Source organism: Methanobacterium sp. BRmetb2 (genome assembly GCA_003491285.1).
Lineage (GTDB): Archaea > Methanobacteriota > Methanobacteria > Methanobacteriales > Methanobacteriaceae > UBA117.
On the sequence record CP022705.1, the window covers coordinates 899,949 to 912,486 of the forward strand.

Genomic DNA, 12,538 nt, shown 5'->3' on the forward strand with positions numbered 1-12,538 from the left:
TTAGAAGGGGTTAACATGCAAGGAAAAAATGGAGAATATATCTGTGCTGTGGAAGTGGCCATTAATGAAATTGGGGGCAAATGGAAATCATTAATATTATGTGCCTTAAAAGATGGAAAACTACGTTTTAGTGAAATTGGTGCTAAATTACCAGATATTACCCAACGAATGCTTACCAAAACCCTTCGGGAATTGGAAAGAGATGGGATAATAAATAGAAAAGTATATGCCGAAGTGCCTCCCCGAGTGGAATACTGTCTTACTGATAAGGGAGAATCAGTCATACCCATCTTAGATTCCCTTTGCGAATGGGGGGAAAAATACGGAACCCCACAGATAATTGAAATAAAATAATATAATTAAAAAAGAAAAAGATTATTAAGAATTAGAAAAGTTTTTAATAAATTTATTTTATAAACATAGCTTTTACAATTAATTTTTATTAACCTGTTTTAAGAGCGTAATTGCAAAAACAGCTGCCCCAAAACCATTATCAATGTTCACCACCGCAATTCCTGGTGCACATGATTGAAGCATGGTGTGAAGTGCAGTAAAACCATCTTTACCCACCCCATAACCAACTGAAGTTGGAACTGCTATCACCGGTACATTCACCATTCCCGCCACGACCGAAGGCAGAGCACCTTCCATACCTGCAGCCACAATAATCAGTTGAACTTCTTCTTCTAACATAGACCGCAAATGTGAAAATAAACGATGAATACCTGCAACGCCCACATCATATGAATACATTACCTGACAACCTGCTTCCTGGGCAACAATTCGGGCTTCTTCAGCCACAGGAATATCAGAAGTGCCTGCAGTTATGATACCTATTTTTCCCAGTGTTTCTGGCTTGAAATTTTCATTTTTCACTATTAAAATACGGGCCCGTTCGTTATATTCCATATCTACTTCTTGAATCTTTAAATTTCCTATTTCGGTTTTGATTCTATCAAATCTTTCTTTATCTAATCTAGTAATTAATATTGGGCCATTATCCACATAATTTAAGATAATTTTTATTATATCACTGTCTTCCTTTCCTTCTGCCAATACCGCCTCAGGATATCCAGCACGAGACTCTCGGTGCATATCTAATTTGGCAAAGTCCTCCACTTCCTTGATATGATTATCATTAATGAGTTTTTCAGCTTCTTGAAGTGAAATATTTCCTTTCAAAAGTTTTTCCAGAATTTGTCTCATGATGTTACCTCTTGTAATGAATATATATGAGTGGATATTATAAAAAGAGTGTTGATAATACACTTGAAATCAAGGTCAAACTCAACATTCAAAAACGTGACAATTTAACATTTAACTATTTAATGGATACAAAATATAATTTGTATAATTTGATAAAATTATATTCTACTTTAATGGAATTAAATAAAATTTAAGTGGTTATATATAAATTAGAGGTGTAAAATTTGGATAAAGCTCGAATATTGGTACAGGGAATTGTTCAGGGCGTGGGATTTAGACCCACGGTTTATCGTCTAGTCAAAAAACTAAAACTTACTGGTTACGTTCGAAACTTGGGAAATATTGTAGAAATAGTTTTACAAGGTGAAAAAAAGGAGATTGAAAAATTTGTCAAAGATCTGACTAATAAAAAACCTCCAATTTCTAAGATTTCCTCTCTGGATGTGGAATGGCTTGAATGTGAAGTAAGTGAATATTCTAATTTTTCTATATTGAAAAGTTCGCAGAATTTCTCTGGATCATCAGTTATACCTCCTGATGTTGCCACTTGCGATGCGTGCCTTCAAGAAATAAATAAAAATGATGATAGACGTTATTCTTATCCATTCACTGCCTGTACTGATTGCGGACCTCGATTTACTGTGATAGAATCGGTTCCCTACGATCGAGAAAGGACAAGTATGGAAGATTTTCCTCTCTGTTCTGATTGCCAAAGCGAATATACAGATCCTATAGATCGCCGTTATCATGCAGAAGCCACCTGTTGCCAGGAATGCGGACCTGAAGTTTTTCTCTACCAAAAATCGCGTTTAAATGTTAAAAATCCGATTAAAGAAGCTGCAAATCTCCTGGATGAAGGAAATATTTTGGCCATAAAAGGGATAGGCGGAACCCATTTGGTATGTAAAGTTAACGATGAAGAACCTGTTTTAAAACTTAGAAAACGTTTGAATAGATTCAATCAACCGTTTGCCTGTATGTCTCCTGATGTTTCCACAGTGAAAACATTTACTCTCGTATCAAAATTGGAAGAAAAGGTTTTAACCTCCCGCCGGAGACCCATTGTTGTGCTTAAAAAAAATGAAGATTACTTCCTGGCCCCTTCTGTTGCTCCGGATCTGCATAATATTGGGATTATGCTTCCTTATTCTGGACTGCAACATTTATTGTTTGAATATACAGAAGAACCTGCTTATATCATGACTTCAGCTAATATGCCTGGTGAACCCATGTTAATCAGGAATCAAGAGATTTTAAAGAATTTAGAGGGTATTGCAGATTATTACTTGCTGCATGACCGGCGAATAGTAAACAGGTGCGACGATTCTGTGGTTAGGTTTAGAGGAAATGATTTAGCATTTATCCGCCGATCCAGAGGTTATGTGCCTGAACCTTATGATCTATCCCCTATTTCCAATGATTTAAATGTCCTGGCCCTGGGTCCTGAGATTGATGTTACTTTTTCTCTTCTTAAAGAAGGCCAATGTTATCCATCTCAGCACATTGGTGATACCAGTAAATATGCCACCTATCAATACTTACAGGAAGCCATAAACTACATGATGAACATAACTCAGACCGATTCACTGGATGTGGTTGCTTGTGACATGCATCCTCAATTTTTCACTACTCAACTAGCACAAAAACTTTCTAAAAAATATTCGTGCCCGGTTTTACCAGTGCAACACCATCATGCTCACGGTGGAGCCTTGGGTCTAGATGTGGGTGTGAGTGAGATGATCCTTATTGCTGCTGATGGCGTGGGTTACGGCGAAGATGGAACTGCCTGGGGTGGTGAAATATTACATATTGACCTAGATGATAAAAATGCTGATTATGAACGTATGGGAAGCCTCATTCCTCAAAAAATGGCTGGAGGCGATCTTTGTACCAAATATCCTGCACGAATGCTAATTTCAATGCTCCAGAACCATTATGAATCAGAACACTTACAAAAAATGTTGATTGACAACTATGTGGATTATTTTCCCCATGGAAAAACAGAAATTGACCTAGTAATGAAGCAGCTGGAACGTGATTTTAATGTGGGCATCACAACCAGTACCGGCCGAGTGCTGGATGCTATTGCTGCTGCTCTCCATATCTGTGGAGAACGTACCTATGAAGGAGAATGCGCCATGAAATTAGAATCTCGAGCTTATAAAGGTGTTGAAAGATTTGAGATTCCTTTTGATATAAAGAAATATCAAGGCCGAGATGTGCTGGATACTTCCCTTATTCTCAAAGAAGTTTTAGATCTCATGAAAAAAAGAGAAACAGTGAATGATATAGCTCTGGCTGCTCAAAAATCTTTATCTCATGGTTTAGGAGAGCTTGCAATTAAAGCAGCTGCAGATAAGGGTATAACTACTATTGGAGGGTCTGGCGGAGTATTTTATAATGAATCCATCAGTTTAAGTATCAAAAAATACGTGGAGGATAATGGTTATAAATTTGTTCAACACCAGAATTCCTGTGCAGGTGATGGTTCTGTATCTCTTGGACAAGCTGTTATAGCGGCAATTAAATATGGAAAATAAACACGAATTTCAGGTCAATCTAAAATAAGAAAATAAAAAAAGTTTAATTATTCATTTTTTGGTCCTTCCACATCTTCTAAGACATCTTCTGCTCTTTTTTTTAGTGTCTCATACAGTTGTATCAAACTTTTTAATTCTTCTACAGCTTCCCATTGCCCCATACGAATTCTATGTTCTACATTCAACAAGCGGGACCATTCATCACCAGAGGGTAATTGTTTTCTGCTTAATGCTTCGTCAGTGATGTCGACTTGAAAAGTGTTCTGATTGATAATAATATTAACGGTTATGTCGTGGGACATATCATAATATTTTCTGGGACGACCCCTTTCTATCTTTTTAAAAGAAGATCTAAGAATTCCTAATTCTTCCATAGCCCTTAAATGTTCAATTATTGCCTTTTGTCCTATTTCTAATTCTCTCGAAATTTGGCTAACAAATCTGGGCTCTTCTCTCAATAAGTTAATTATTTCACGCCGGGTTCGGCATCCCATTACATCAAGTATAGCCTCTATATCCATGTTATCATATGAATTTGTAGTCATTATTATAATGTTGTCGAAAGGTTTATATAACCTTTTGTAACTATAATCTATACGGGGTTGTGATAGTATAACCTTTGGTAACTTTAATATTTGTAATGTTTAAAATAAAAAAATTATCATACTTATGATTCTATGGTGTGAAAGGTGAACTGATGTACGGCAAAAATGATTTAAAAAAAATTAAAGAAGAATTAAAAGAGAAAAAATCTCTTTTAACTGATAAAAAGAATGAACTTCAAGAAATAGAAGAGAAACTTGAAGAACTGCAAAAAGTAGCAGATGAGCAAGAAAAGGAACTTGAAGAAAAAGACAAAAAATTAGAGGAATACACCTCCCACTTACAACGTTTGCAGGCTGACTTTGAAAATTATAAAAAACAAACTGCTAAACGGCAGGAAGACTTCGTTCAATATGCTAACGAGGGACTTATCTTAAAATTATTGGATGTTTACCAGGACTTTGAACGTGCCTTTGAAAACTGTAAAACCACTGAAGATCTCCAAGAAGGGTTAGAAATCATCTACAATAAGTTAAAGGAAATTTTAGAAAAGGAAGGTCTGGAAGAAATCTCTGCAAAGGGCGAAAAATTTGATCCATTCAAGCATGAAGCTCTAATGACTGAAAATCATGAAGACTTTGAAAATGGCATGATAACCGATGAACTATCCAAGGGATACAAATTAAAAGACAAAGTAATTAAATATTCCATGGTAAAAGTTTGTAAAAAATGATAAAAAAATTAAATATAAATTAAAATCAATTATTTACTAAATTTAGTAATTAAAATCGTAAAATATAGAAAATAAATAAATTTCATTAAAGTTATGAAAAAATTATAAGATTTTGAGGTGAATTTATGGCAAATAAAAAAGAAAAAATTATAGGTATAGATTTAGGAACAAGTAACTCTGCTGCAGCTGTTTTAGTTGGTGGTAAACCAACCATAATTCCAAGTGCTGAAGGAGCCAGCCAGTATGGTAAAGCTTTTCCAAGTTATGTTGCTTTTACAGACGATGGTCAAAGATTAGTGGGAGAACCTGCCAGAAGACAGGCTGTCACCAATCCTGAAAACACTATAACTGCCATTAAAAGGAGCATGGGAACTGATCATAAAGTTACAGTTCAAGGAAAACAGTACACCCCCCAAGAGATTTCCTCTTTTATTCTACAGAAAATTAAAAAAGATGCCGAATCATTTCTGGGAGAAGAAGTTAAAAAAGCAGTTATAACTGTCCCTGCCTACTTTAACGATAACCAGAGAACTGCTACCAAAGACGCTGGAACTATAGCTGGTCTGGATGTTGTGAGACTGGTAAATGAACCAACTGCTGCCAGTTTAGCTTATGGTATAGATAAATCTGAAGATGATGAACTGGAAATTATGGTATTCGATTTTGGTGGAGGAACACTTGACGTTACAATCATGGAATTTGGTGGAGGAGTATTTGAAGTTAGATCCACCAGCGGGGACACTAAACTTGGTGGAACTGATATGGATACTGCCATCATGAAATACTTAGCTGAAGAGTTCAAAAAAGAAAATGGAATAGACTTGATGGATGACGATCAGGCAGTACAAAGATTAAGAGAAGCATCTGAAAAGGCAAAAATTGAGCTTTCCACTACCTTAACCTCAGATATAAATTTACCATTCATTACCGCAACTCAAGAAGGTCCAAAACACCTTACCACAAAATTAACTAGAGCTAAACTGGAAGAACTGGTGGACCCCATTATTAAAAAATGTTCTGGTCCTATGCAACAAGCCATATCCGATGCTAAAATGACTAAAGGAGATATTGATAAAATAATCCTGGTTGGTGGCCCTACCAGAATGCCTGCAGTCCAGAAATTTGTGGAAAGTTATATAGGCAAACCAATTGAGCGTGGAATAGACCCTATGGAATGTGTAGCAACTGGTGCTGCAATTCAAGGAGGAGTTCTGGCTGGAGAAATCAAAGATCTTGTTCTATTAGATGTTACCCCATTATCTTTAGGTATTGAAACTTTAGGTGGCGTATTCACCAATTTAATAGAAAGAAATACCACCATTCCAGCTAAAAAGAGCCAAATATTCTCTACTGCAGCTGACAATCAAACTTCGGTGGACATACATGTACTGCAGGGTGAGCGGCCAATGGCCCTAGACAACACCACTCTTGGAAGATTCCAGTTAGTAGGAATACCTCCTGCACCACGTGGAATACCTCAAATCGAGGTAACATTTGATATCGATGCCAATGGTATAATGAACGTATCTGCCAAGGATATGGGAACTGGTAAAGAGCAAGCAATAACCATAACTGCACCTAACAAATTATCCGACGATGAAATTGAACAAAAAGTCAAAGAAGCAGAAATGCACGCTGAAGAAGATAAAAAGAAACAAGAAGAAATTGAAGTAAGAAATAACGCAGATTCAATGATTTACACTTCAGAAAAAACTTTAGAAGAGCTCGGTGACAAAGTACCCAGTGATAAAAAAGAAAAAATAGAAAACCTGATTAAAGAACTTCGTGATTTAATTGGCGGTGAAGATCTTGCTGCCATTAAAGAAAAAACCGAAGAATTAACTAAAGTCGTTCAAGAAGTAGGGGCCACTATTTATCAACAAGCTCAACAAGAACAAGCCCAGCAACAAGGTCAACAACAGGGCCAAACAAATGAAGGGTCTGCCCAAGAAGGAAAAGATGATGACACTATAGATGCAGATTATGAAGTTAAAAAATAACTGCACAGTCAAATATTAAAGTGTTGAGTAGGGAGAATTCCCTACTTCCACCTCCTAAACATATTTATTAAAAAGTTTTATTTATGTAGATAGATTTAATAACATTCTAATAGTAAATTCTAATACTGTTAAATTATATTATAATTTTCATTATTTTTATTTATTTATAGTAAGAGTAAAGGTTAGATAACTATGGCAGAAAAGCGTGATTATTACGAAGTCCTTGGTGTGGATAAGGAAGCAGATAAAAAAGATATTAAAAAAGCTTATCGAAAGTTGGCTATGAAATACCATCCTGATGTGAGTGAAGATCCAGAATCTGCAGATAAATTCAAAGAAATAAGTGAAGCATATGCAGTACTCTCAGACGAAGAAAAAAGGCAAAAATATGACCAGTTTGGACATGCTGGAATGAATGGATTCAGTAATGAAGACATTTTTAATAATATAAACTTTGACGATATATTCCGAGGATTTGGATTTGATGTTGGAAATATATTTGACATGTTTGGATTTGGTGGAGGCCGACAGAGACACGGTCCTCAAAAAGGTTCTGATGTTTACTATGATCTGGATATTACGCTAGAAGATGCAGCTAAAGGTTTGGAAACTGATATAGATGTACCAACCACCAAAACTTGTCCCGTGTGTAATGGTTCCCGGGCCGAACCAGGAAGCAGTGTTAAAGACTGTCCAACATGTGGTGGGACAGGACAAGTGCGTCAGGTAAGTAACACCCCTTTCGGACAATTTATGAATGTTAAAACGTGCGGTCAGTGCAAAGGTGAGGGAAAAATAGTTGAAAATCCTTGTAAAAACTGTCATGGTAAAGGAATTGTAAGAGAAACCAGTAATATCCATATAAATATTCCCCCAGGGGTTGAAACAGGGTCACGACTGAGAGTACCTGGAGAAGGCCAGGCTGGTGTTCGGGGCGGCCCTCCTGGAGACTTATATGTACTCGTGAATGTTAAACAGCACAAATTATTTGAAAGAGACGGAGCTAATTTGTACTATGAAAAACCTGTAAGTTTTGTACAGGCTACATTAGGAGATGAAGTTGAAGTTCCTACAATTGACGGGAAATTAGAGTTAAAAATACCTAGCGGAACCCAAACTGGAAGTACTTTTCGTTTAAAAGGACAAGGACTCCCACATCTTCGATGGAGCGGGAAGGGAAATCTTTATGTTACAGTCAAAGTAGTGATTCCTAAAAAGTTAAGTCCAAAACAGAAGGAACTCCTACGTGAGTTTGCTGATATTAGTGGTGATGAGATATATCACGAAGATAAAGGATTTTTCGATAAAGTTAAGGACGCAATTGGACACTGAACATGTGAATACTTTTTCCTATTTTTAATATTTGCCAAGATTAATTCTATTTTTAAATTAATATTTTTTCTCAATACTAATTACTAATTTTTTTAGACCAAATTATTATTCACCATCTTATCTGTTAATTTATGAAAGCAATATCTCATTAATCCCCATATAATGTAATTAAAATTATTTACAAATTTTTTTATATACAAAAAATCATAATTTACAATTGAGAGAGTTTGTTGAATAAAAGGTGGTGAAACTATGCAAAGAAAAACTACAGCAATAATTCTTATAATTTTGGGTTTGATTGTACTGGCCTTTCCCCTGTTGGGAGTGATTCCAGTAAGTGTGCTAACTGGTTTGGGAGTACTCTTTTTAGGTATAGGTCTTCTTATAGCCGGTATTGTCGAAATGAGGGAAAGTGCTGCCCTTGGAATTGTGGAATTGATACTGGGAATAATAGCATTAGTGCTTGGTGTTGGTTTTATATTCAATCCAGGATTATTCAGCTTTGTAGCCTCATTAATTATTTACTTAGCAGGTATATTCCTAATAATCGTAGGTATTATCGCCATAATTAGTAAGACTGGTGGAAGCCGTTGGAACGGAACAATAGGAATAATTATAGGACTGATTTATATTCTTGTTGGAGCTCTAGTAGCTAATCCATTTTATTTAGGGATATTGATTGGATTATGGCTTTTAATAGTTGGAGTATTGATGTTTTTCCAAAGTGACTGAAAATAATTCAACCCAACAAACTCTCCTTAATTTTTTAAAAAAAGTCAGGACATTCCCCTTTAAAAATGTCAATTTAGAAGTTGATTTATTTAAAATAAAACCTTTTTTAACTATTTTTGGTAAATTGAGATGCTCATAAAATTAAAATATAGATCTAATATTGAAATGGCATGCCGAGAGTAACCCACCTCCTGTTTCAGCAGCATTCATCTAGGCGAACTACCTCTGCCTTATACAGTTTTTCATTGGCAGTATTTGTCCTTGCATCCCACGAAATGGCCGTTTCACCGTTTCATTCTAATATCAATCAGCTGATTGCGTCATTATCATTTATTAGAAGACGTATCGTTTCTGCTCCAGAGTTATGCCTCGCAGCATGTGCCTTACAGCACCGTGGTTCTGTATGATGGATGGAGTTTCCTCAGTTTAACCCTTACGGGAAACCGGTAGCTGCTCTTCGGCTTGCCATTAATTTATAAAAAGAAACTGTATTTTACACTCTTAAAAAAAGATTAAATACAGATACTTCAAATAATAATTAAAGTTATTTCCTTATAAATTTTACTTTCCTTATTTTTTAGCCACTACTACATCCACTGGAAGCTCCCACATGCTAAAATCATCCAGCCTCATGATAGTAAAACCTGATTTTTCCAGTTCTTGTTTAGTATAAATTGGTCTACAATCCACATAAGAGGGAAATTTCATGTGCGCCCATTTGTAAAGTTTAGTCATGACATTATCCACATCTTTTTCAGATATGGCTACCACTCCAATTCGCCCCCCAATTTTTAAGACCCTTTTGCACTCAGCAAGAAGTTCTGGTATTTCGGGAGTGTCAAAAAGTTCCAGAGTAAAACTCATAAACAAAACATCAAAAAATTCATCATCAAAAGGGAGTTTAAAAGCGTCCCCTAAAACCAGACGAGTTCTTTCCAATAATCCTTCTTTTTCTAATTTAGATTTAGTAACTTCGAGCATGCCTTCTGATATGTCAATTCCATAAACTTTACCTGAATCTCCTACTGACTGGCTTAAGTTTATTAATGCATCTCCAGTTCCAAAACCTATCTCTAAAACATTTTCCCCTTCTTTAACAGCCAGATTTTTCAATCCGATCTCAATGTATTTTTTTTCTGGTTTAGCAATGGTATCGTACCATTTACTCATTTTATTATAGCTGGTTCTTGCATCTTCCCGGGATCTATTTACCCTGCTGATTTCTGGTTTTTCAGATGTCATGATATCTATTAATTATTTTATGGAAAATAAGTTTTTTTTGTTTATCCAAACCTGAAAAAAGTGTATCACAAAATAATCACTAATTTAGATAAACTAATGTTTTTCCATAAATAACTAATCAGATTTTAGTACGTTTTATGGTTAATAAAAAACTCAATTGTTAATAAAATAGTAATTTAGGTATTTAATAAATAATAAAAAGAAATAGCGGGGCCTAGATTTGAACTAGGGCTCTCGGGGTTATGAGCCCCGCGGGATCACCAGACTACCCCACCCCGCTGTATTATAATCATTCACAATCAACATATATAAAGGTTTCCCTTGATCTTTTTTCGAGCTGAAATCTATTGGGACTTATCTTTTAAAGTAAGTTCTTTGGCTTCCTTATCTAGAAAATAACCAACTACAGTTCTTATTGCTACTATAACTGCCAGTACAACTACTTGATCAACTGTAGGTTCCAATATAGTTTTTATAAGATCAGCTGCAATGAAAAACTCCAGTGATAGTACTATTTTAGAAGTAAAATCAATTCTTATAGTATTATAAGCTATGGGTTTTCTAAGTATCTCAATGGATATTATTCCGGCAATAGCTCTTATTCCACCATAAAAAATAAAAATAGCCCCGAAATATGAAAAAAATCGGGTTATCCAAACGATGATGTCTGAATACATTTGTATCAAAGATTATTTTTCTACCTCTTCCTCTTCCCCTTCTAATTTTTTTAATCTTTTGTCAATAGATTCCAGTTTTTTGTTAGTGAACCCACGGTATTCATTAAATCTTCTTTCCAGTTCATCGATATCTCGAGTGGTCTTTTCAAATCTTTTTTCAATATCTTTGATGTCTGTTTTTGTGGCAAGTTCCCAATCTTTAATTAACTGGTCGCTTTGTTCATCTAAAAAACTTTCAATACGGTTGGATAAAATATCAGTACTGATGGGAACATCTCTAACCTTTCCCATTATTTTGTCACTTACTCCAGAAACTTTTTCACTAACACCTGACATCCTTTCACTCACTCCTGACGTCTTTTCACCGGTTTCTTCGTAATTAATTGGAATTTCTTCACCGGTTTTAGATACACGACTGGTTACTTTTTCACCAGCTTCAGAAACTTGTTTTCGAACTCCGCCTAGATTAACTATCTTATTGTCCTGTAAATAATAATATAAAAGTACCACAATAGCCCCTGCTAAAACCAGTATGGCAAATAATTCTAGTGGTCCCATAATTAATCTCCTTTACCTTTTATTTTACCTTCCATATTTTTTTCAAGTTCTTTTTCTTTCTTTTCAATGTCAATTAACATATGTTGAAGTTTTTTATATTCTGTCTGAGCTTCTAAACGTGTTACTCTTTCATTGATTTCACTATGAAGATATCCAATTTTATGCATTAGTTCTGATGTATTTTGTCTGATGTGTGCTAAATTTTTCTGTTGATCCTCAGGTAAGGGAATAACATTTTCCATTAGCCTTTTTGCTTCTAAATCTTTCTCAACCATAGCAATTTTCTTAAGTTGAATCTGTTTATCTGCAAAAGCTACATTATTTTGAGATTCTCTTACTCTTCTCCACTGTACAACCACAACAAGAACTGCCACTAACGCAATGACAGCAATAATAATATAAAACAAATTTTGCGGAATAGTAACCGTGGCCATATCAATACCTCCTTTATATAATTTATTTGAAGCTATATATAAAAATATATGAATAATTCTTTAAAATTTTAATTTTTATCCTGAATTAATATTATTACAATTCAAAATGTGCCTATGTTAACTCATTTCAAAATTCTATCAATTTTTGAATCTTCATCTAACTTTTCTTCTAACCATTCCACATCAGTTGACTTTTTAGATCTATTCCTTAAACCAGAAATATGACCTTTAACCTTAGAACGTCTTAAAACTAATTCTTTATCTGTTTCTTTTATTTTTTTATTTCTATAAAATAGATAAATTAATAAAAATGTCAATAATAAAACTAATAAAACTAAAAATATATAAAAATTATCAATTAAAAACATCCCAGGAGTAATGCTTGAAGCAGTAGCAAATCTGTTATAGTTACTTTTCATTAAACTTAACGATCCCATATCCAAGAATCCCCTCCCATCTTTATTATCTGACATAATACAACTTTGTCCAATAATATTAATGAATAGGATTAATATATTCTATATACTTTATAGGTAAAATA

General features: G+C 34.7%; 13 protein-coding genes, 1 tRNA gene and 1 other RNA gene. 6 read left to right on the forward strand and 9 right to left on the reverse strand.

Annotated elements, in window-relative coordinates:
• Positions 1 to 15 precede the first annotated feature (15 nt).
• Positions 16 to 354, forward strand: a complete 339-nt coding sequence (locus CIT01_04580) for a transcriptional regulator (GenBank protein AXV37523.1) — start codon at positions 16 to 18, stop codon at positions 352 to 354.
• A 78-nt stretch (positions 355 to 432) separates the two neighbouring features.
• Here the strand turns inward: CIT01_04580 and CIT01_04585 are convergent, their stop codons facing one another.
• A complete protein-coding gene (locus CIT01_04585; GenBank protein AXV37524.1) occupies positions 433 to 1,206 on the reverse strand; it encodes a hypothetical protein in 774 nt (257 codons plus the stop codon).
• Between the two features lie 224 nt (positions 1,207 to 1,430).
• Here CIT01_04585 and hypF point away from each other — a divergent pair, with 224 nt between their 5' ends.
• Complete coding sequence (gene hypF / locus CIT01_04590; protein ID AXV37525.1) at positions 1,431 to 3,746, forward strand: carbamoyltransferase HypF; 2,316 nt, start codon at positions 1,431 to 1,433, stop codon at positions 3,744 to 3,746.
• A 47-nt stretch (positions 3,747 to 3,793) separates the two neighbouring features.
• Here the strand turns inward: hypF and CIT01_04595 are convergent, their stop codons facing one another.
• Complete coding sequence (locus CIT01_04595) at positions 3,794 to 4,267, reverse strand: transcriptional regulator (protein ID AXV37526.1); 474 nt, start codon at positions 4,265 to 4,267, stop codon at positions 3,794 to 3,796.
• A 176-nt stretch (positions 4,268 to 4,443) separates the two neighbouring features.
• Between CIT01_04595 and grpE the strand changes: the two genes are divergently transcribed.
• The 4 genes from grpE to CIT01_04615 all read left to right on the forward strand — a co-directional run bounded on the left by grpE (position 4,444) and on the right by CIT01_04615 (position 9,086).
• Positions 4,444 to 5,022 carry a nucleotide exchange factor GrpE gene (grpE, locus tag CIT01_04600; GenBank protein AXV37527.1) on the forward strand — a complete coding sequence of 193 codons (579 nt, stop codon included), beginning with the start codon at positions 4,444 to 4,446 and terminating at the stop codon, positions 5,020 to 5,022.
• 125 nt (positions 5,023 to 5,147) lie between these two features.
• Positions 5,148 to 7,022, forward strand: coding sequence for a molecular chaperone DnaK (locus CIT01_04605; protein AXV37528.1), 1,875 nt, complete (start codon positions 5,148 to 5,150; stop codon positions 7,020 to 7,022).
• Positions 7,023 to 7,214: 192 nt separating this feature from the next.
• Positions 7,215 to 8,354, forward strand: coding sequence for a molecular chaperone DnaJ (dnaJ, locus tag CIT01_04610; GenBank protein AXV37529.1), 1,140 nt, complete (start codon positions 7,215 to 7,217; stop codon positions 8,352 to 8,354).
• Positions 8,355 to 8,606: 252 nt separating this feature from the next.
• A complete protein-coding gene (locus CIT01_04615) occupies positions 8,607 to 9,086 on the forward strand; it encodes a hypothetical protein (protein AXV37530.1) in 480 nt (159 codons plus the stop codon).
• A gap of 168 nt (positions 9,087 to 9,254) precedes the next feature.
• Here the strand turns inward: CIT01_04615 and rnpB are convergent.
• The 7 genes from rnpB to CIT01_04650 form a co-directional block, all read right to left on the reverse strand.
• Positions 9,255 to 9,552, reverse strand: an RNA gene (gene rnpB / locus CIT01_04620) — RNase P RNA component.
• Between the two features lie 104 nt (positions 9,553 to 9,656).
• Complete coding sequence (locus tag CIT01_04625) at positions 9,657 to 10,328, reverse strand: 2-heptaprenyl-1,4-naphthoquinone methyltransferase (GenBank protein AXV37531.1); 672 nt, start codon at positions 10,326 to 10,328, stop codon at positions 9,657 to 9,659.
• A 205-nt stretch (positions 10,329 to 10,533) separates the two neighbouring features.
• A tRNA-Met gene (locus CIT01_04630) sits at positions 10,534 to 10,608 on the reverse strand.
• A gap of 64 nt (positions 10,609 to 10,672) precedes the next feature.
• The gene (locus tag CIT01_04635; protein AXV37532.1) at positions 10,673 to 11,005 is read right to left on the reverse strand and encodes a hypothetical protein; all 333 of its coding nucleotides are present in this window, start codon (positions 11,003 to 11,005) and stop codon (positions 10,673 to 10,675) included.
• Positions 11,006 to 11,017: 12 nt separating this feature from the next.
• Positions 11,018 to 11,563, reverse strand: coding sequence for a hypothetical protein (locus tag CIT01_04640; protein AXV37533.1), 546 nt, complete (start codon positions 11,561 to 11,563; stop codon positions 11,018 to 11,020).
• Positions 11,564 to 11,565: 2 nt separating this feature from the next.
• On the reverse strand, positions 11,566 to 11,997 hold the full coding sequence (locus CIT01_04645; GenBank protein AXV37534.1) for a hypothetical protein: 432 nt from the start codon (positions 11,995 to 11,997) through the stop codon (positions 11,566 to 11,568).
• A gap of 122 nt (positions 11,998 to 12,119) precedes the next feature.
• On the reverse strand, positions 12,120 to 12,470 hold the full coding sequence (locus CIT01_04650) for a hypothetical protein (protein AXV37535.1): 351 nt from the start codon (positions 12,468 to 12,470) through the stop codon (positions 12,120 to 12,122).
• Positions 12,471 to 12,538 lie beyond the last annotated feature (68 nt).

What these genes read in the sequence shown, in the direction of transcription:
- CIT01_04645 (AXV37534.1), bottom strand. Translation starts at nt 11,997, where the DNA reads ATGGCCACGGTTACTATTCCGCAAAATTTGTTTTATATTATTATTGCT.
- CIT01_04580 (AXV37523.1), top strand. Translation starts at nt 16, where the DNA reads ATGCAAGGAAAAAATGGAGAATATATCTGTGCTGTGGAAGTGGCCATT.
- dnaJ (AXV37529.1), top strand. Translation starts at nt 7,215, where the DNA reads ATGGCAGAAAAGCGTGATTATTACGAAGTCCTTGGTGTGGATAAGGAA.
- CIT01_04605 (AXV37528.1), top strand. Translation starts at nt 5,148, where the DNA reads ATGGCAAATAAAAAAGAAAAAATTATAGGTATAGATTTAGGAACAAGT.
- grpE (AXV37527.1), top strand. Translation starts at nt 4,444, where the DNA reads ATGTACGGCAAAAATGATTTAAAAAAAATTAAAGAAGAATTAAAAGAG.
- CIT01_04595 (AXV37526.1), bottom strand. Translation starts at nt 4,267, where the DNA reads ATGGATATAGAGGCTATACTTGATGTAATGGGATGCCGAACCCGGCGT.
- CIT01_04585 (AXV37524.1), bottom strand. Translation starts at nt 1,206, where the DNA reads ATGAGACAAATTCTGGAAAAACTTTTGAAAGGAAATATTTCACTTCAA.
- CIT01_04635 (AXV37532.1), bottom strand. Translation starts at nt 11,005, where the DNA reads ATGTATTCAGACATCATCGTTTGGATAACCCGATTTTTTTCATATTTC.
- CIT01_04625 (AXV37531.1), bottom strand. Translation starts at nt 10,328, where the DNA reads ATGACATCTGAAAAACCAGAAATCAGCAGGGTAAATAGATCCCGGGAA.
- CIT01_04615 (AXV37530.1), top strand. Translation starts at nt 8,607, where the DNA reads ATGCAAAGAAAAACTACAGCAATAATTCTTATAATTTTGGGTTTGATT.
- CIT01_04650 (AXV37535.1), bottom strand. Translation starts at nt 12,470, where the DNA reads ATGTCAGATAATAAAGATGGGAGGGGATTCTTGGATATGGGATCGTTA.
- CIT01_04640 (AXV37533.1), bottom strand. Translation starts at nt 11,563, where the DNA reads ATGGGACCACTAGAATTATTTGCCATACTGGTTTTAGCAGGGGCTATT.